Raw genomic sequence first — 19,324 nt, 5'->3', positions numbered from 1 at the left:
CCTTCACGACTTCTTTGCGATCCGCGCCGCCTTCTCTGCGTCGTACCACCAGATGAACGGGAAGCCGGATTGGCCGTATTTCGGCATTTCCGTCGGCCGGCCGAAGCGATCCCAGCGTGCCGTCCGCACCTTGTTATAAGTCCATTGCGGCACGACGTAGTGATTCCACAGCAGCACGCGGTCGAGTGCCTTGGTGGCCGCGACGAGATCGTCCCGATCGGTAGCGTAGATGACCCGCTCGATCAGCTTGTCGATTGCGGGATTCTTGATGCCCGCAATGTTGCGCGAGCCGGCGATGTCAGCCGTCTTGGTCGACCAGAACTCGCGCTGCTCGTTGCCTGGCGACTGCGACTCGCCCCACGAGTTTGTGACGATGTCGAAATCCCACTCGCGCGTCCTGTTCTCGTACTGGGTCGGGTCGACCGTCCGCACGTTGACGGCAATGCCGAGCCGCTCCAGGGACGGCTTGTAGAACAGCGTGATCCGCTCGAAGCTCGGATCCGAGTTCAGCAGTTCGAGCGTGAACTGCGCGCCGGTCTTGACGTCGGTCAGCTTGCGGTCGCGCACCTCGTAGCCGGCCTCCTTGAACAGGCGCAGCGCCTCGCGCAGATTGTCGCGCACGGCTTCCGGACTGCCGCCGACCGGATTGGTGTAGGCCGTGGTGAAGACTTCGGGCGGCACCTGGGTGCGGACGGTCTCGAGGATCTCGAGCTCCTTGCCCTGCGGCAAGCCGGTTGCCATGAGCTCGTCGATGCCATCGAAATAGCTGCTGATGCGCTTGTACTGGCCGTAGAAGATCTGCTTGTTCATCTCCTCGAAGTCGAACGCGTAGTTAAGTGCACGCCGCACGCGGGGATCGCTGAACTTGCCGCGGCGCAGGTTCGGCACGAAAGCCTGCATGACACCTGAGCTGCGATTGGCGAATTCCTCGAGGATCACGCGCTTCTCACTCACGGCCGGGAAGTCGTAGGCGGTCGCCCAGTTCTTCGCACTGTTCTCGGTACGCCAGTCGACCTGGTCGGCCTTGAAGGCCTCGATCGCGACGGTGGCATCGCGGAAATATTCGTAGCGAAGCTCGTCGAAATTGTTGCGGCCAACATTGGCCGGCAAATCGCGGCCCCAATAATCCTTGACGCGCTCCATAGCGATCGACCGTCCGGCGACGAAATCCTTGATCTTGTAGGGACCGGAGCCGAGCGGCACCTCGAGCGTGGTGGCGGACACGTCCCGCTTGCGCCCCTGCGCGTCAGTCCCCTCCCACCAATGCTTCGGCAGGACGATGAGCTGCCCGACGATCTGCGGCAGCTCGCGATTTCCCGGCGCGTCGAACACGAACTTCACCTCGCGCTCGCTGACCTTCTCGGCCTTCACCACATGGCTGTAATAGGCCGAGTACATCGGATGGTGCTTCTTGAAGGACTCGAGCGAGAAGATCACGTCATCGGCGGTGACCGGCTTGCCGTCGTGCCATTTGGCCTGGGGCCGCAAGCGGTAGGTGACGAAGGAGAAATCGTCGGGGTGGCTGACGGCTTCGGCCAGCGCACCGTACTCGGTCGAGACCTCGTCGAGCGACTGCGTGAGGAGCGATTCATAGATGAAAGCGACGGCACCGGCGACCTGGCCCTTCACACCCGATACCACGATGTTGAGGTTGTCAAAGGTGCCGACGGCGATCTGGCGCGCGACGCCGCCCTTGGGCGCTTCCGGATTGACGTAGTCGAAGCGCTTGAAGTCGGCGGGGTACTTGACCTTTCCGAACAGCGACAAGGCATGGCGCCAGGGAAGCTCATTCGCCGATTGCGCCTCGGCACTGCCGACGACGGAAAGGCCCGCTACGGAACCGAGGGCGGGGAGCGCTGCGGCCGCAGTGCCGGTGAGCAGGAGATCACGTCGAGTGATGGCCAAATCAACATTCCTGTCTTGAAGGAGGCTACTCCTTTAAGTTCCCAATATAGGCGAGGTTTCGACCGAATATGTTGCTTTTTCCTCATCTTGGAAGGCCGGACGGCCCGTCGGATGCGGCCAAACGCCCCGATAAACTCACTGCGAGGCCCGGATAAGGAAACGGCCAGGCTTTTCAGCCTGGCCGCATGTTCCAAGATCGGGTTCTTGAGGCTTACTTCGACGCGGTCGGCAGCGGCTGAGGATGCTCTGACAGCGAATTCAGATAGGCAATGACATCGGCGCGCTCGGAATCCTTGGCAATACCGGCGAAGCCCATCGCAGTGCCCGGGATGAAGCCCTTCGGATTGGCAATGAACTTGTTGAGGTCGTCGAATGTCCAGGTCCCGCCCTTGCCCTTCATGGCAGCGGAGAAATTGAAGCCGCCGCGGCCCTCACCCCTCTTCTCGCCGACGACGCCATAGAGGTTCGGACCGACGCGATTCGGGCCCCCCTTCTCGAAAGTGTGGCAGGCTCCGCACTTCTTGGCGGCCGCTGCGCCCTTTTCGACGGAGGCGGTCTGGAGCAGCTTTTCGATCGGCTCGGAGGCCGCAGCGGCAGCGCCGCCTTCCTTGCCGTGGCCGGCATCTTCCTTCACGGCGATCTCGAAGCCCGGCTTTTCCGGCATCTTGGGCGAGAAAAGAGCCTGGGCGGTAAAGCTGGTCACCAAGAGAAAGAGACAGGTACCAAGCACGGCACCCATGATTTTATTGAGTTCGAAAGAGTCCATTTCCGGCCAGGCCCCACACCGCAAGAAGGATCGAGCGGCCGGGCGGCCGCCAGGACGAGCCTCGGGAGAATCAAAACGTTCCTTATCGTTTCCCCGAGTTTTGCCATTGAGATATCGGTTTGCCCGGGGTCTGGCAACCCGTATAAGCGACCCGGCTTTCGGCCGTCCCCGCTCCATTTCTCGGCGCGGAAAACGCCCCGTTTTCAGGCTCTTGACCTCAGATCTCTAGACCCAATGATCGATCCTCGCATCCTGGTGCTGATCCCGGCCCGCATGGCCGCCACCCGCCTGCCCGGCAAGCCACTCGCTGACATCGCGGGATTGCCGATGATCGTGCATGTGCTGCGCCGCGCCGAGGCCGCAGGTATAGGCCGGGTCGCAGTCGCGACCGATACGCCCGAGATCGCTGCGGTCGTGACGGCCCATGGCGGCGAGGCCGTGATGACCAGCCCGACACACCCCTCCGGCTCCGACCGCATCCACGAGGCCATGCAGAAGCTCGATCCGGACGGCAAGGCGGAGATCGTGGTCAATCTGCAGGGGGATTTCCCGACGATCACGATCGGCAACATCCGCGAGGTGCTGCCGCCGCTGCAAGACCCGGCCGTGGACATCGCGACGCTGGCCTCGCAGATCCACACCGAGGAGGAGGATCTCGCTCCGAGCGTCGTGAAGGCGATCGGAACCTCGCTCGGCGGCAGGCGCATGCGTGCACTTTATTTCACTCGCGCGACCGCGCCGACCGGCGACGGACCGCGTTACCACCATATCGGCCTCTACGCCTATCGCCGCGCGGCGCTGGAGCGTTACGTTTCGCTGCCACCCTCGCCGCTGGAATTGCAGGAGAAGCTCGAACAGCTCCGGGCGCTCGAGGCGGGAATGCGCATCGACTTCACCATCGTCGACACCGTACCCCGCGGGGTCGACACGCCTGCGGACCTGGAAACCGCCCGCAGCATCCTTTCCAAATCCTGAGCCGCTGTTACAAGGCCGACCAGGAGCATTTTTAAGACATGAGCAAGATGAAGATCGCATTCCAGGGCGAGCCCGGGGCCAATTCCCACATCGCCATCGTCGAGGCCTATCCCGACGCCGAGCCGATGCCCTGCGCCACCTTCGAGGATGCGCTGTCGGCGATCTCCTCCGGCGAGGCCGATCTCGGCATGATCCCGATCGAGAATTCGGTCGCCGGCCGCGTCGCCGACATCCATCATCTCTTGCCGGCCTCCGGCCTCTTCATCGTCGGTGAATGGTTTTTGCCCGTCCGGCATCAGTTGATGGCGGTGAAGGGCACCAAGCTCGACGACATCAAGAGCGTCGAGAGCCATGTGCATGCGCTTGGCCAGTGCCGGCGCATCATCCGCAAGCTCGGCATCAAGCCCATCGTGCATGCCGACACCGCCGGCAGTGCTCGTGACATCTCCGAGCGCAAGGACAAGACGGTGGCCGCGATCGCCTCCCGTCTCGCTGCCAAGATCTACGGCCTCGACATCCTCGCCGAGGACATCGAGGACGAGGCGCACAACACCACGCGTTTCGTGGTGCTGGCGCGCGCGCCGAAATGGGCCGCGCAAGGCTCCGGCCCGCTGGTCACGACTTTTGTGTTCCGGGTGCGCAATTTGCCGGCCGCGCTCTACAAGGCGCTCGGCGGCTTTGCCACCAACGGCGTCAACATGACCAAGCTCGAGAGCTACATGGTCGACGGCAATTTCTTCGCCACGCAGTTCTACGCCGACGTCGACGGCCACCCTGAAGACAAGGGCCTCGCCTTCGCGATCGAGGAGCTGAAATTCTTCTCGCGCGAATTCCGCATCGTCGGTGTGTATCCCGGCCACCCCTTCCGCGCCACGTTCAACGAGACGCAGCAGGATTGATCTCGTGTCCCGGACGCGCGAAGCGCGAGCCGGGACACAGGGGCGACGCGAACCGGCGCTGCGATGGGCCCCGGCTCAGCAGCGTACCGCTGAAAGGCGTTGCGCTGCGTCCGGGGCACGGCAGCTCCTATACGGCCGCCGGCTTCACCAACCCGAAGGCCTCCGCGAGCAGCGAATACGACTTCTTCCGCGCCTCGTGATCGTACACCGCCGTGATCACCATCAGCTCATCCGGCTTGCTCGCGTCGATCAGTGGCTGCAGTTTCTTCTGCACCGTCGCGGGGCTGCCGACGAACAGGCGCGAGCGGTTGCGCAGGATCGAGGTGCGCTCGGAGTCGGAGTAAGGATAGGCCACCGCCTCCTCGACGCTCGGCAGCGGCAGATATTGACCGCGGTCGCGGCGCAGCCGGTTGAGGTCGAACGAGCTGGCGAGCCGTTCGGCCTCCTCGTCGGTATCGGCGGCGATGACGGCGATCGCGAGGATCGCGTGGGGCGTCGCACGCCAGGCCGAGGGCTGGAAGCGGTTGCGATAATGCACCATCGCATCGACCGCATCGTGGGACGCAAAATGATGCGCGAAGGCGAAGCCCATGCCGACCTGTGCGGCGAGCTCCGAGGAATAATCGCTGGAGCCGAGCAGCCAGACCGGCGGCAGTTTGGTGTCGTCGGGCATGGCGACGACGTTGTTGTAGGGATGCCCTGCGGGAAATTCGCGGGTCTCCCACAGAATCAGTTCGTGCAGCCGCTCCAGGAAATCGTCGCCCTCGCGGCGATCAAGTCGGCTGCGGAGCGCATAAGCGGTCGCTCCGTCGGTGCCGGGCGCCCGGCCAAGGCCGAGGTCGATGCGGCCGGGAAACAGCGCCTCCAGCATCTTGAAGCGCTCGGCCACCACCAGCGGCGCGTGATTGGGCAGCATCACCCCGCCGGAGCCGACGCGGATATGCTTCGTCACCGCCGCGATCTGGCCGATCATGACGTCGGGCGCTGGGCTCGCGACCGAGGCGAGGTTGTGGTGCTCGGCGAGCCAGTACCGGACATAGCCGAGGCCATCGACATGGCGCGCCAGGTCGATGCTGTTGCGCAGCGCCGCGGCGGGCTTGGTGCCTGTGGTGACGACGGAGAGATCGAGGACGGAGAGCGGGATCATGGCGCGCTAACCTAGTGGAGGGCCGCGCGGCGACAATGGGGCGGCTGCGCAGATCTGACGTGTGCAGGCCGCGAGCCCGCGCACCGGACCGAACCGAGATGGTGGGCTAAAGGCAACCCTAGCAAAATTGATTCCATTCTGCCCACCTACGCTATCTGCCTCAGACAACCATCAAAACCTCTATAACTCTTTGAAATAGGCAAATTATTATGAGGATACCGGCATCCCACTCAAACCGGTAGACATTCAATAATTCAGCCATTGCCGGCAGAAGTGGGCCATTTCCCATCATTGATGGGCTGTCGATCAAACCGCCTTTGCCCTATCATAGGCTTTCCCAAGCTAGACCTGACCGTTGGCCGCCAGGATCTGGCGGCACATCTGGAGCGAGTGGTGCCATGACCGATCTGACGATTCCTGCCCGAGCCGACGGGCAAGATGGGCACCTGAAGCGGCCAGCGATCTCCTTCGAGTTCTTTCCGCCCAAGACGGAAGATATGGAGCGCAATCTCTGGGAGACCATCAACCGGCTCGCCCCGCTCGACCCGAAATTCGTCTCGGTGACCTATGGCGCCGGCGGCTCGACCCGCGAGCGCACCCATTCGACCATCGCCCGCATCCTGAAGGAGACCGCGCTGCTGCCGGCGGCGCATCTGACCTGCGTCGGCGCCTCGCGCGGCGAGATCGACGAGATCGTCGATCGCTATCACGAGGTCGGTGTCCGCCACATCGTCGCCTTGCGCGGTGATCCCGCCGGCGGCATCGGCACGCCCTATTCCAGTCATCCCGACGGCTATCAGAGCTCCCCCGAGCTCATCGCCGGGATCAAGAAGCGACACGGCGATATCGAAGTGTCGGTGTCGGCCTATCCCGAGAAGCATCCTGAAGCGCGCGACTTCGATGACGACATCGACACGCTGAAGGCCAAGGTCGATGCCGGCGCGACGCGCGCGATCACCCAGGTGTTCTTCGACAACGACCTCTACTTCCGCTATCTCGACCGCGTCCGCGCCCGCGGCATCGACATCCCGATCGTGCCGGGCATCATGCCCATGCACAATTTCAAGCAGGCGAGAGCCTTCGTGACGCGCGCCGGCACCACCGTGCCCGACTGGTTCGCCGCGAAATTCGAAGGCCTCGATGACGACGCCGAGACCCGCAAGCTGGTGGCCGCAACCGTCGCGGCCGGCCAGGTGCAGAAGCTCGCCAAGCACGGCGTCGACACCTTCCATTTCTACACCATGAACCGCGCCGATCTCGTGTTCGCGATCAGCCATTTGCTCGGCATCCGTGCCAAGAGCGCTCAGAAGGCTGCGTAAGAGAAAATGACCGTACCCGTTTCCGCCAAGCGAACTGCCCTGCTCAACGCCGCGCGCGAGCGCATCCTGGTGCTCGACGGCGCCATGGGCACGATGATTCAGAACCTGCAGTTCGACGAGACCGCCTTCCGCGGCGAGCGCTTCAAGGACTTTCATCGCGACCTGCGCGGCAACAACGATTTGTTGATCCTGACCCAGCCGCAGGCAATCGAGGACATCCACGCGGCGTATTTGCGCGCGGGAGCCGACATCGTCGCGACCAATACCTTCTCCACGACCTCGATCGCGCAGGCCGATTACGACCTCACCGACATCGTCTACGAGATGGCGCGCGAAGGCGCCCGCCTCGCCGGCAATGCCGCGCGGCGCGTCGAGGCGGAGGACGGCAAGCCGCGTTTCGTCGCGGGCGCCATCGGTCCGACCAACCGCACCGCCTCGATCTCCCCCGACGTGTCCAACCCCGGCTACCGCGCCGTCACCTTCGACGATTTGCGCAAATCCTATGGCGAGCAGATCCGTGGCATGCTCGACGGCGGCGTCGACCTGCTGCTGGTCGAGACCATCTTCGACACGCTGAACGCCAAGGCGGCGCTCTATGCGATCGCCGAGATCACCGAAGAACGCGGCATCGACATGCCCGTGATGGTGTCGGGCACCATCACCGACAAGTCCGGCCGCCTGCTGTCCGGCCAGATGCCGGAAGCGTTCTGGCATTCGGTGCGGCACGCCAAGCCTGTGACCATCGGCTTCAACTGCGCGCTCGGCGCCGAAGACCTCCGCGCGCACATTGCTGATATCGGCCGCGTCGCCGACACGCTGGTGTGTGCCTATCCCAACGCCGGCCTGCCCAACGAGTTCGGCCAGTATGACGAGACGCCGGAATACATGGCGCGCCTAGTCGGCGAGTTCGCGCGCGATGGCCTCGTCAACATCGTCGGCGGCTGCTGCGGCACCACGCCGGACCATATCGCGGCGATCGCCGCTGCGGTCGCCCCGCACAAGCCGCGCATCGTGCCGGAGATCGCATCGCGCCTGCGGCTCTCCGGCCTCGAGCCCTTCATCCTGACCGACGCAATCCCGTTCGTGAACGTCGGCGAGCGCACCAACGTCACGGGCTCCGCCCGTTTCCGCAAGCTGATCACCGCCGGCGACTACACGGCGGCGCTGCAGGTCGCGCGCGACCAGGTCGAGAACGGCGCGGTAGTTATCGACATCAACATGGACGAGGGCCTGCTCGACTCCGAAGCTGCGATGGTGACGTTCCTCAACCTCGTCGCCGCCGAGCCCGACATCGCCCGCGTCCCCGTGATGGTAGACTCCTCCAAGTTCTCCGTGATCGAAGCCGGCCTGAAATGCGTGCAGGGCAAGCCGGTCGTCAACTCGATCTCGATGAAGGAAGGCGAGGAGAAGTTCATTCACGAGGCCAAGATCGCCCGCCGTCATGGCGCGGCTGTCGTCGTGATGGCGTTCGACGAGGTCGGCCAGGCCGATACGTTCGCGCGCAAGACCGAAATCTGCAAGCGCGCCTACGACATCCTGGTGAACAAGGTCGGCTTCCCGCCTGAAGACATCATCTTCGATCCCAACGTCTTCGCGATCGCGACCGGCATCGAGGAGCACAACAATTACGGCGTCGACTTCATCGAGGCGACGCGCTGGATCCGCCGGAACCTGCCTGGCGCGCACATCTCGGGCGGCGTCTCCAATCTGTCGTTCTCGTTCCGCGGCAACGAGCCGGTGCGCGAGGCCATGCACTCGGTGTTCCTGTATCACGCCATCAAGGCCGGCATGGACATGGGCATCGTCAATGCCGGCCAGATGATCGTCTATGACGACATCGATCCGGAGCTGCGGCAGGTGTGCGAGGACGTCGTCCTCAACCGCGATCCGGGCGCGTCCGAGCGCCTGCTGGCGCTGGCCGAGAAATTCCGCGGCAACAAGACCCAGGCCAAGGAGGCCGATCTCGCCTGGCGCGAATGGCCGGTGGAAAAGCGGCTGTCGCATTCGCTGGTGCATGGAATCACCGAGTTCATCGAGCAGGACACCGAAGAGGCGCGCAAGCAGTCCTCGCGTCCGCTCGACGTGATCGAGGGCCCGCTGATGGCCGGCATGAACGTGGTCGGCGACCTCTTCGGCGACGGCAAGATGTTCCTGCCGCAGGTGGTGAAATCCGCCCGCGTGATGAAGCAGGCGGTGGCCTGGCTGATGCCGTTCATGGAAGAAGAGAAGGCGCGCAACCTCGCCAACGGCGTCGGCACGGAAGGCTCCTCCTCCGCCGGCAAGATCGTGCTCGCGACCGTCAAGGGCGACGTCCACGACATCGGCAAGAACATCGTCGGCATCGTGCTCCAGTGCAACAATTTCGAGGTCATCGACCTCGGCGTGATGGTGCCCGCCGCCAAGATCGTCGAGACCGTGAAGGCGGAGAAGGCCGACATCGTCGGTCTCTCCGGCCTGATCACGCCCTCGCTCGACGAGATGGCGTTCTTCGCCGGCGAACTGCAGCGCGAGGGCCTCAAGCTGCCGCTGCTGATCGGCGGCGCCACCACGAGCCGCGTGCATACCGCCGTCAAGATCGACCCGAGCTATCGCGCCGGCCCCGTCGTGCATGTCAACGACGCCAGCCGCGCCGTCGGCGTTGCGTCCTCGCTGCTCTCGCCCGAGAAGCGCGACGCCTATGCCGCCGAGGTACGTGCCGAATACGCCAAGATCTCGGACGCTCATCTGCGCGCGCAGGCCGACAAGAAGCGGCTGAAGCTGGAAGCCGCCCGCGCCAATCGCGTGCCGGTGGACTTTGCCAAGAACAAGCCGGTGAAGCCGACCTTCCTCGGCATCCGTAGCTTTGACGACTACGACCTCGCCGAGCTGGTCGATTGCATCGACTGGACGCCGTTCTTCCAGACCTGGGAGCTCGCGGGGCGCTTTCCCGCGATCCTCGACGATGCCAAGGTCGGCGAGGTCGCGCGCTCGCTCCATGACGACGCGCGCAAGATGCTCGACACCATCGTCAAGGAAAAATGGTTCCGGGCGCGCGCGACGATCGGCTTCTGGCCGGCGAATGCCGAAGGCGACGACATCGCGCTCTTTGCCGACGAGAGCCGCACGAAGAAGATCGCGACGCTGCACACGCTGCGCCAGCAGCTCGAGAAGCGCGAAGGCCGCTTCAACGCGGCGCTCGCCGACTTCGTCGCGCCTGCGGGCGTGCCCGACTATGTCGGCGGCTTCGTCGTGACGGCCGGCATCGGCGAGGACGCGGTCGCCGATCGCTTCAAGATGGCCAACGACGATTACTCCTCGATCCTGTGCAAGGCGCTGGCCGATCGGCTCGCGGAAGCCTTTGCCGAGCGCATGCATGCGCGCGTGCGCCGCGAGTTCTGGGCTTACGCGCCCGACGAGGCGCTCTCCAACGACGAGCTGATCCTCGAGAAGTATCAGGGCATCCGCCCCGCGCCGGGCTATCCCGCGCAGCCCGACCACACCGAGAAGGCGACGCTGTTCGAGCTGCTCGATGCGGAAGCGACCTGCGGCGTGAAGCTCACCGAGAGCTTTGCGATGTGGCCAGGCTCCAGCGTGTCCGGGCTCTATTTCGCCAGCCCCGAGAGCTATTATTTCGGCGTCGGCAAGATCGAGCGCGACCAGGTCGAGGACTACGCCGCGCGCAAGGGCATGAGCGTCGCGGAAGCCGAGCGCTGGCTCGCGCCGGTGCTGAACTACATCCCGTCGCGAGAGGACAGTGACAAGGCCTTTGCCGCAACGGCGGCGAACGACGAGACGTCGAAGGATCTCGCCTCGCATCCGCCGGGTTGCACCTGCGCGGTGCATCTGGTCTGGCAGAAGAAGCGCGCGGGCGCGGGATAGGCCCCGCTCTCGCTGCAAAACCAAAAATCTGAAAAACAACCCCATGCACAGTAGCGATGGGGTTGAAAAGATTGAGCGATTTCGGCCCCCCGAGGCCGCATTTGCAGCGTCGGGCAAAACACCTGTAATATTCCATCATCGCCCGCCGCGTCAGCACTCCGTCAGATGCCACATGCTCCGATCTCGTGTACCGGATGGGATACGACAAACATCCGGCCGGCGCGCGGGAGGGCGGCATTCGTAATCATCTGAAAATCCTGGGCTCCTGCCTCGTGATGATTGGCGGGATCTTCGTCTTGCATCATGCCGTCCCGCTCGATGCGGCGGTGGCCGAGGTTGCGCAGCAACCGTCCAAGTCAAATGATGCCAGCGGAACCATGCAAACCGTCACAAAGCTCCTCGCCCAACCGCGCTCGCCGTCGCGCGATGACCAGCTCTATTTGGCCGCGGTAGCCCTGTTCAAGGCGATCGAGGCAGGCAAGGCGCCGGTCGAGAGTCGCGACACGCTGGCAAGGGCGCTGCATGAGGTCGCGCTCGGCGGGCACGCCAACGCCTGGGTCGACTATGGCCGCTGCCTCTGGAACGGCTGGGGCGTGCCGCGCGATCGCGACGCGGCGATCGCTGCCTACAAACGCGCGGCCGAACTCGGCTCGGATTACGGCGCCTATCTCACCGCCTATAATCTCTATTGGACGTTCAGGAAATATGACGACGCCTATGCTTACGCGCAGAAAGCGCTTGCAGGCGACGACCCCGATGGCGCCGTGCGCTACCTGCTGGGGCTGATGGCCTACAACGGTCGCGGCCAACCGAAGGACGTGGCCAAGAGCCTTGCATTGCATCTCGAAGCGGCGAAGCGCGGCAACGCCGATGCCTATTTCGAGCTGTTCGTCTATGCGATGCAAGGCATCGGTGACCGCGACAAGGCAGTGTTCTACCTAAAGCAGGCCGGACAACGCGACCAGCCGCGCGCCTCCGCCAATCTCGGCGCGCTCCATGCCACCGGGCAATTGCCCGGCATCGAGAAGGATCTCGGCGAGTCCATCCGCTGGTACAAGCGCGCCGCCGATCTCGGCGTCGGCCGCGCCGCCGCAGCGCTCGGCGTGATGGCGACACGCGGCGAAGGGATGGCGAAGGACCCGGATGCCGCGGAGGCGTATTTCGATCGTGCCGAGGATCTGGGGTTTGAACTGGACGAGTATCTGCGGACGAACGGCGTGACGCGGAGGAAGTAGTCGCCCCCGTCATTCCGGCCAAGGCGCGAACTCTGGATGACGGACTAAAGCGCGATGAATCGTCATCTCACTTTGGCTTGCTGCTTAAGTGTGATCTTTTCGAAAGTCCGCTTCGCACTTTTCCGGCTCATGGTCTAGGAAACCCAAGCCCCACCCGCGATCCCCATCCTTCCCTGGAGGGGGAGGATCGGTGCGCATGCAGCGTAGCGGAATGCGGACCGAGGTGGTTCGGACCGAGGTGGGGTGACGGTCTCTCCGCATTCAACAGCGCCCGTGTTGAGAGATCACCCCACCCCGCTCGCGCTTCATGCGATCGACCCTCCCCCTCCAGGGGAGGGTAAGAGCGCATCACCCCTTCGGCGGGGACAGCGGCTGCACGATCTCCTTGAACGGCGGCAGTGCCTCGCAGCGCTCGGCATGCGCAGCCAGCGCCGGGTAACGCGACGCGTCGAACAGCTGCGGATGCGCCTCACGGGTGAAGCGGACGACGCAGGCCACCGCGATGTCGGCGTGGCCGATGCGGCCGCCCAGCCAGTACGGCGTCGTCACCTTGGCGCGCTCGGCCTCCAGCACTTTCAGCACGTCGCCAATCTGCGCCTGGCAACGCTCGACCCACAGCGCGAGCTGCTCCTTCCGCAGCACGCGCTCATAGAGCAGGCTCACCGCCTTGTCGCCGAGACCGGAAGCGAGCGCGCAGATGCGCAAATGCTTCCGCCGCTCAGTGCCACTGCGCGGCAGCATCGCCTTCTCTGGCCCGACAAGTTCGTCGAGATAATCCAAAATGACCGTGCTCTCGATCAGCGCCTCGCCGTCGTCGAGCACCAGGGTCGGCACCCGCCGCAGCGGATTATAGGGCGCGATCTGGTCGGCATCGCCGAAGGTCGACCACGGCTTGTGGTCGAAGGCGAGCCCGTAAAGCCGCAGCGCAATCGCGACGCGGCGGACGAAGGGGGAATCATATTGGCCGATCAGGAACATGGTTCTTGCTCTTCCAAGCGGTTGGACACGGCGGGGCCGTCCAGTCTCCACGACCTGATCGGCGCGGCGCAAGAAATATCTCGGAAATGGAGCATTGCACCGGCTGCAACGTCGCCGGCGATGGCGCTGCGCGCTCAGAGGCCGTCCTGGATCGAGCGCTTGATGGCGGCAATCGCGGTCTCGTTGCGCTTGTACATCGTCCACTGCTTGATGCGCTTGGCGCGCACCAGCTTGGCGGCGGTCAGCACCCGCATGTGCTCGCTCACCGTCGGCGCGCTGACGCCGAGCTTTTCGGCGATCAGCAATCCGCAGACGCCGTCCTCGACCAGGTCGCCATCGGCCTGCTCGCGAAAATGCTTCCGCGGATCCCGCAGCCATTCCAGGATCTGCAGGCGACGTTCGTTGGCGAGCGCGCGCAGGGCGACGGCAAACTTCATTTAGTTATTTTGCTAATTACCTAATTGATGTCAACTCTCCGATGCGCTATTCTGGACGGCATCATGACAGCGACAATGGACATCACACGGGAGCGGATCGCGGCGACCGAAGCGGTCATCCGTCCGCATATCAGGCGCACGCCCCTTCTTCGGGCCGATCTCGCCGATTTCGGCCTGCCCGCGGCGCCCCTCACGTTCAAGCTCGAAATGCTGCAGCATTCGGGATCGTTCAAGGCGCGCGGCGCCTTCGCCAATCTGTTGCTGCGGCAGGTGCCGCAGGCCGGTGTCGTCGCCGCATCCGGCGGCAACCACGGCGCGGCCGTCGCCTATGCGGCGCAGCGGCTCGGCATCCCCGCCACGATCTTCGTGCCTGACATCACCTCACCTGCCAAGGCCGAGCGGATCAGGGGTTATGGCGCCAAGCTCGTGATCGCGGGCAACCGCTACGCCGATGCGCTCGCCGCGAGCGAGACGCATGTCGCGCAGACCGGCGCGCTTGCCGTCCATGCCTACGACCAGGCCGAAACCCTGCTTGGCCAGGGCAGCGTCGGACTGGAGCTGGAGCAGGACGCGCCCGACATCGACACACTGCTGGTAGCGGTCGGCGGCGGCGGGCTGATCGGCGGCATTGCGGCGTGGTTCGCGGGAAGGACGCGCATCGTCGCGGTCGAGGCGGAGCAATCGCCGACCCTGCACACGGCGTTCGAAGCGGGCGCCCCGGTCGATGCGCCTGCCGGCGGTCTCGCCGCCGACAGCCTTGCGCCGCGGCGCGTCGGCGAATTGATGTTTCCGATCGCGCGCGCTCATGTGGAGCGCGTCGTCCTCGTCAGCGACGCTGCGATCCGGCAGGCCCAGGCCGCCCTGTGGTCGCGCTTGTGCCTCGTGGCCGAGCCCGGCGGCGCGGCCGCCTTTGCCGCGGTGCTCTCCGGCCGCTATCGTCCCGCGACCGGTGAACGCGTCGCGGTTCTGGTCTGCGGCGCCAACACCAATGCGGTGAATTTCGATAGCTGAGTGGGAGTGACATGACGGCGCCACGCGGACTGATCCTGATATCGATCCTGCTGCCGATGATCGGGGCCGCCCACGCCCAGGATCGCCCGATCGGCTTTCTGACACCGTCGAAGAACATCGTCTGCCAGTTCTTCACCGATAACGAACAGGGTGTGCTCCGCTGCGACATCATGAACATGGAGAGCCGCCCGCGCCGTCCGGCCGATTGCGAGCTCGACTGGGGCCGTGCCTTCGAGATGAGCGCGAAGGGAGCCGCGGGGCGCATCTGCGCCGGTGACACCGTGATGGACGCCTCGCTGCCGGTGCTGGCCTATGGCGAGGTGTGGCAGCGCGGAGGATTCACGTGCCGGTCGGAGCAGACGGGGTTGACATGTTTCAACGCGATGCAGCGGGGGTTTTCGCTGGCGCGGGCAGAACAGAGGTTGTTTTGAGGAGTAGCTGCATGGAGTGCAGCGGAATACGGGGACGCCGTCCCGGATTGCGCTGCGCTCCATCCGGGCTACAAGTGCTGCCACAAGTTCAGCCGTCATCCTGAGGCGCGAGCCTTGCGATGCGCGAGCAGCGCGAGGGGAGCCTCGAAGGATGGGCCACGGGCGCTTGCGGCCCATCCTTGCGCGCAAGAGCGCGCACCTCAGGATGACGACGAAGCGTGTGGCAGCGGACGATCTTAGCCGACATGAGCAAAGCGAGATGCGGTGACGCTCGCCTGATTGCGTTCGCCTCCGACCGGCAGCGGGCCAGCCGCTCATCTGGGTTACGCTCGCTCGCGCATTACTCAATGATCGGCACATGCTTCGCCGCCGTCCGCGGCGCCGTGCCGTCGAGGCGTGGATCGTCGGCGATTTCGATCTGGCGGCGGAAGGGGCGGAAGCCGGAGCGCTGGTAAAACGCGACGGCGGATGGATGATCGAGCGTGCAGGTGTGCACCCAGACGCGGCGGACGTCCCGCGACCAGGCGCGCTCCAGCGCGCGGTTCATCAGGAAGCGCGCGGCGCCAGTGCCGATCAGGGGTGCGGTGACGCCGAAATAGACCAGCTCGCATTGGCCGGACTCGCGGAAGTCGAGCTCGAGCAGGCCTTCATCGCGGCCGTGCGCGACCAGTGCGTAGACCTCGATATCAGGCGCGAGGATGGTTGCGGCGAGCTCGGTGTCGGTCATGCGGGCGCGCGAGAACCACAGCCAGTCCTCGCCGACGCGGCGGAAGAGATCGCGGTACCAAGGAAGCGTGGGGGTATCGACCTTGCGCAGGGTCCAGACGCCGGGGGGATCGTCGCGGCGCGCGGGCGGCGCGGTCATCTCCAGATGGGTGACGACGGCGGCGATCTTGCCAGCAGGCACATCGGAATAGCCGTCGAGGAGGATCATCCTTGCTTGCTCCGCATCACCGCGAGTGGCTCCGGCCGGCGCTACACATTCTATCGTGTCCCGGACAAGCGAGCGGAGCGAGCGCGGATCCGGGACGTCCCCGCGAGCGCTTGCGCTCGTCGCGATAACCACAGGAAGTGGTTTGGCGACGATCAATCGTTCGGGATAGGCTCCGCCTGCCATCGACAGACCTCGCGGTATGGGTCCCTGCGCCCGTGCGCAATTGCGCACTAGGCAGGGACGACGATTTGGATGGTGGCGTATCAGCCCTCCCCCTCATCGCTCGCCAGCACGCCCTTCACCGCCCTCGCCCAGCCCGCGAGCTTCCGCTCACGCGTCGCCTGGCTCATGTTCGGCTTGAAGCGGTGCTCGAGGCGCCAGTTGTCGGCGAACTTTGTGGGCTCGGGATAGACGCCGGCCTGGAGGCCGGCGAGGTAGGCGGCGCCCAGCGCGGTGGTCTCCTGGATCACGGGGCGATCGACCGGCGCGTCCAGCAAATCGGCGAGGCGCTGCATGGTCCAGTCGGAGGCGGTCATGCCGCCGTCGACGCGGAGCACGACGCTGGCGGTTTCCGAGCTTGGCCAGTCGGCGCGCATCGCGGCCCAGAGGTCAAAAGTCTGGTAGCAGACGCTTTCGAGCGCGGCATGGGCAAGCTCCGCGGGGCCGGTGTTGCGGGTGAGGCCGAACAGGGCGCCGCGAACGCGCGGATTCCAATAGGGCGCGCCCATGCCGACGAAAGCCGGGACCAGATAGACGCTCTGCATGGAATCGGACTGATCGGCGAGAGGTCCGGTCTCGGCGGCATGCTTGATGATGCCGAGGCCGTCGCGCAGCCATTGCACGGCTGAGCCGGCGACGAAGATCGAGCCTTCGAGCGCGTAAGTGCGTTTGCCATCGAGCTGGTAGGCGACGGTGGTGAGCAGCTTGTTCTTCGAGACAACAGGCGTGGTGCCGGTGTTGAGTAGCGCGAAGCAACCCGTGCCGTAGGTCGACTTCATCATGCCCGGGCGGAAGCAGGCCTGACCGATGGTGGCGGCCTGCTGGTCGCCGGCGATGCCTGAGATCGCAATCGCGCCGCCGAACAGATCGGGCGTGCTTTCGCCGAAGCGCGCGGAGGAATCCTTCACCTCGGGCAGCATCGAGCGCGGCACGCCGATGATCTCCAGCAGTTCGTCGTCCCATTGGCCGGTGTGGATGTTGAACAGCAGCGTGCGTGAGGCGTTGGTGGCGTCGGTGGCGTGCACCTTGCCGCCGGTGAGGCGCCAGAGCAGATAGCAGTCGACCGTGCCGAACATCAGTTCGCCGCGCGCGGCGCGCGCCCGGGCGCCGGGGACGTGGTCGAGGATCCAGGCGACCTTGGTGCCGGAGAAATAGGGATCGATGATCAGCCCGGTCTTCTGCGAGATCACGGGCTCGCGGCCGTCGGCCTTGAGTTTGGCGCAGATGTCGGCGGTGCGGCGGTCCTGCCAGACGATGGCGCGATGCACGGCCTGCCCGGTGGCGCGGTCCCACACCACGGTGGTCTCGCGTTGATTGGTGATGCCGATCGCCGCGATGTCCTTCGCGGTGATGCCGGCCTGCTCGATCGCCTCGCGGCAGACCATCACCGTCGAGGTCCAGATGTCCTCGGGCTCGTGCTCGACCCAGCCCGAGGCCGGAAAATGCTGCGGAAACTCCTGCTGCGCCTTCGCCGCGATGGATATGTCGCCGCGAAACACGATGGCGCGCGAGGAGGTGGTGCCCTGGTCGATGGCGAGGACGAAAGACATGGCGGCTTACCCTGGCGTTTAGCTTGGCGTTTCCCTGGAGGGAGTGATTGTGTCGCGCCAAAGGGAGCGGATTAGGGCGGGAAGGTCAAGGTTGGTCTCGCTCACCCTCCCCTGGAGGGGGAGGGTCGGATCACATGCAGCGTAGCGAAATGTGATCCGGGGTGGGGTGAAGGTCTCTCCGCAGCGAACAGTGCCCGTGGGGAGAGATCACCCCACCCCGCTCGCGCTACGCGCGATCGACCCTCCCCCTCCAGGGGAGGGTAAGAAAGAGCGCAGCTCGATTCAGGTTGACCTTTTTCGCTTGCGCCGGCGCTCAAGGTGCATGGCTTGCGCTTCGCGCGATCCGTACAGCTCGACATAAATCCGTTCGAGCACAGCGGTCAGGTCGCTCCCGATCTCAGAATTCCAGAATCGGATGACTCGATAGCCTTCGTTCTCGAGCCAACCTTGACGCGCGAGATCGCGGGCAGCCGTATCGTCTTCATTGTGATGCCCGCCGTCGAGCTCGATGATATGCCGCTTGGCCGGACAGAAGAAGTCAACGACATAGGGGCCGATCGGCGCTTGTCGGCGGAAGTGCGATCCGTCCATCGGGAGGTCTTTCAGGGCGCGCCACAAGGCTCGCTCGTGCGGCGTGGTGTTCGCCCTCAGCTTCTTCGCGGCGGCGCGTCGGATTGATGTTGAGACCATTGCCGTGGCCTCACCCCACCCCGCTCGCGCTGAGCGCGAGCGACCCACGGGCGAGCTACGCTCGTCCCGGCCCCCTCCAGGGGAGGGTGAAGTGGAGCGCCACTTCACTACAATTGCAAGTCGTTGAAAGGCTACACCGCCGCCGTCGTCACGCCGCCGTCGATCACGATGGTCTGGCCGGTCATGAAGCTCGAGGCGTCGGAGGCGAGATAGGCGACCGCGCCGGCGATTTCGTCGGGTTCGCCGATGCGGCGCAGCGGCGTGGCGGCGGTGCGGCGCTTCAGCATGGCCTCGTCTTCCCACAGCGCGCGGGCGAAATCGGTCTTGACGAGGCCGGGCGCGATGCAGTTGACGCGGACGCCTTTCGGGCCCCACTCGCCGGCGAGCGAGCGGCACAGCGCGAAGTCGGCCGCTTTCGAGATGCCGTAGGCGCCGATCACGGTGGAACCGCGCAAGCCCCCGATCGAGGAGATGATGACGACGGAGCCGTTGCCACGCTCGGCCATTTGCGGAATCGCGAGCGCGGAGAGCCAGATGTTGCTCTTGACGTTCGAGCCCATGATCTTGTCGAAGGCCTCGTCGGTGATGTCGAGCAGCGGGCCGTAATAGGGATTCACCGCGGCGTTGCAGACGAGGATGTCGATCTTGCCGTAATGCCTGGTGGCGCCCGCGATCAGCGCCTCGACCTCGGCCTTGCGCGCGATGTTGCAGGGGATGACGGTGGCATCGCCGCCAGCCGCAATGATGCCGTCGACGACTTCCTTGCAGGCGTCAGCCTTGCGCGAGGAGACCACGACCTTGGCGCCGAGTTTCGCCAGCAGTTCGGCGGAAGAGCGGCCGATGCCGCGGCTGGAGCCGGTGACCACGGCGACCTTGCCGGTGAGATCGAACGGGGTGTTTTTCATTGTTGTTGCCTCCGTTGATTGAACTTGCTCGGTGTCATCGTCCGGCTTGGCCGGGCGATCCAGTA

General features: G+C 64.9%; 16 protein-coding genes. 7 read left to right on the top strand and 9 right to left on the bottom strand.

The window, feature by feature from the left end; translation table 11 throughout:
- Positions 1–3: 3 nt before the first annotated feature.
- The gene (locus BM190_RS11255) at positions 4–1,905 is read right to left on the bottom strand and encodes an extracellular solute-binding protein (RefSeq protein ID WP_092254357.1); all 1,902 of its coding nucleotides are present in this window, start codon (positions 1,903–1,905) and stop codon (positions 4–6) included.
- Positions 1,906–2,116: 211 nt separating this feature from the next.
- Positions 2,117–2,671 (bottom strand): c-type cytochrome, encoded by a 555-nt coding sequence (locus BM190_RS11250; RefSeq protein ID WP_092254355.1) that lies wholly within the window; start codon positions 2,669–2,671, stop codon positions 2,117–2,119.
- A 234-nt stretch (positions 2,672–2,905) separates the two neighbouring features.
- On the opposite strand from BM190_RS11250, the gene BM190_RS11245 reads away from it, so the two are divergent.
- Entirely contained in the window at positions 2,906–3,646 is a 741-nt protein-coding gene (locus BM190_RS11245) for a 3-deoxy-manno-octulosonate cytidylyltransferase (RefSeq protein WP_018318802.1), read from the top strand.
- Positions 3,647–3,684: 38 nt separating this feature from the next.
- Positions 3,685–4,545 (top strand): prephenate dehydratase, encoded by an 861-nt coding sequence (locus tag BM190_RS11240; RefSeq protein ID WP_092254353.1) that lies wholly within the window; start codon positions 3,685–3,687, stop codon positions 4,543–4,545.
- A 127-nt stretch (positions 4,546–4,672) separates the two neighbouring features.
- On the opposite strand, the gene BM190_RS11235 is transcribed toward BM190_RS11240, so the two are convergent.
- A complete protein-coding gene (locus tag BM190_RS11235; protein ID WP_018318804.1) occupies positions 4,673–5,692 on the bottom strand; it encodes an LLM class flavin-dependent oxidoreductase in 1,020 nt (339 codons plus the stop codon).
- A gap of 398 nt (positions 5,693–6,090) precedes the next feature.
- Here BM190_RS11235 and metF point away from each other — a divergent pair, with 398 nt between their 5' ends.
- The 3 genes from metF (at position 6,091) to BM190_RS11220 (ending at position 12,104) form a co-directional block, all read left to right on the top strand.
- Positions 6,091–7,011 carry a methylenetetrahydrofolate reductase [NAD(P)H] gene (gene metF, locus BM190_RS11230; RefSeq protein ID WP_092254352.1) on the top strand — a complete coding sequence of 307 codons (921 nt, stop codon included), beginning with the start codon at positions 6,091–6,093 and terminating at the stop codon, positions 7,009–7,011.
- A 6-nt stretch (positions 7,012–7,017) separates the two neighbouring features.
- Positions 7,018–10,869: a methionine synthase gene (metH, locus tag BM190_RS11225; protein WP_092254350.1), complete on the top strand. Its 3,852-nt coding sequence runs from the start codon at positions 7,018–7,020 to the stop codon at positions 10,867–10,869.
- Positions 10,870–11,063: 194 nt separating this feature from the next.
- Complete coding sequence (locus BM190_RS11220) at positions 11,064–12,104, top strand: tetratricopeptide repeat protein (protein WP_092254348.1); 1,041 nt, start codon at positions 11,064–11,066, stop codon at positions 12,102–12,104.
- A 348-nt stretch (positions 12,105–12,452) separates the two neighbouring features.
- On the opposite strand, the gene BM190_RS11210 is transcribed toward BM190_RS11220, so the two are convergent.
- Both BM190_RS11210 and BM190_RS11205 read right to left on the bottom strand, forming a co-directional pair.
- Positions 12,453–13,082: a glutathione S-transferase family protein gene (locus BM190_RS11210; protein ID WP_092254347.1), complete on the bottom strand. Its 630-nt coding sequence runs from the start codon at positions 13,080–13,082 to the stop codon at positions 12,453–12,455.
- Between the two features lie 134 nt (positions 13,083–13,216).
- Positions 13,217–13,519, bottom strand: a complete 303-nt coding sequence (locus BM190_RS11205) for an ArsR/SmtB family transcription factor (RefSeq protein ID WP_018318809.1) — start codon at positions 13,517–13,519, stop codon at positions 13,217–13,219.
- Between the two features lie 27 nt (positions 13,520–13,546).
- Here BM190_RS11205 and BM190_RS11200 point away from each other — a divergent pair, with 27 nt between their 5' ends.
- Positions 13,547–14,530, top strand: a complete 984-nt coding sequence (locus BM190_RS11200) for a threonine/serine dehydratase (protein ID WP_092254345.1) — start codon at positions 13,547–13,549, stop codon at positions 14,528–14,530.
- A gap of 11 nt (positions 14,531–14,541) precedes the next feature.
- Positions 14,542–14,961: a DUF6636 domain-containing protein gene (locus BM190_RS11195; RefSeq protein ID WP_092254343.1), complete on the top strand. Its 420-nt coding sequence runs from the start codon at positions 14,542–14,544 to the stop codon at positions 14,959–14,961.
- A gap of 340 nt (positions 14,962–15,301) precedes the next feature.
- Here BM190_RS11195 and BM190_RS11190 read toward each other — a convergent pair whose 3' ends face one another.
- The 4 genes from BM190_RS11190 to BM190_RS11170 all read right to left on the bottom strand — a co-directional run bounded on the left by BM190_RS11190 (position 15,302) and on the right by BM190_RS11170 (position 19,259).
- Entirely contained in the window at positions 15,302–15,895 is a 594-nt protein-coding gene (locus BM190_RS11190) for a GNAT family N-acetyltransferase (RefSeq protein ID WP_092254341.1), read from the bottom strand.
- Between the two features lie 263 nt (positions 15,896–16,158).
- On the bottom strand, positions 16,159–17,664 hold the full coding sequence (gene glpK / locus BM190_RS11185) for a glycerol kinase GlpK (protein WP_092254339.1): 1,506 nt from the start codon (positions 17,662–17,664) through the stop codon (positions 16,159–16,161).
- Between the two features lie 282 nt (positions 17,665–17,946).
- Positions 17,947–18,354 carry an endonuclease domain-containing protein gene (locus BM190_RS11175; RefSeq protein WP_092254335.1) on the bottom strand — a complete coding sequence of 136 codons (408 nt, stop codon included), beginning with the start codon at positions 18,352–18,354 and terminating at the stop codon, positions 17,947–17,949.
- A gap of 131 nt (positions 18,355–18,485) precedes the next feature.
- The gene (locus BM190_RS11170; protein ID WP_092254333.1) at positions 18,486–19,259 is read right to left on the bottom strand and encodes an SDR family NAD(P)-dependent oxidoreductase; all 774 of its coding nucleotides are present in this window, start codon (positions 19,257–19,259) and stop codon (positions 18,486–18,488) included.
- Positions 19,260–19,324 lie beyond the last annotated feature (65 nt).

This window comes from Bradyrhizobium sp. Rc3b (genome assembly GCF_900114915.1).
Classification (GTDB): Bacteria; Pseudomonadota; Alphaproteobacteria; order Rhizobiales; family Xanthobacteraceae; genus Bradyrhizobium.
The sequence above is the reverse complement of the archived record's forward strand: the minus strand, read 5'-3'. Positions and strand labels throughout refer to the sequence as shown.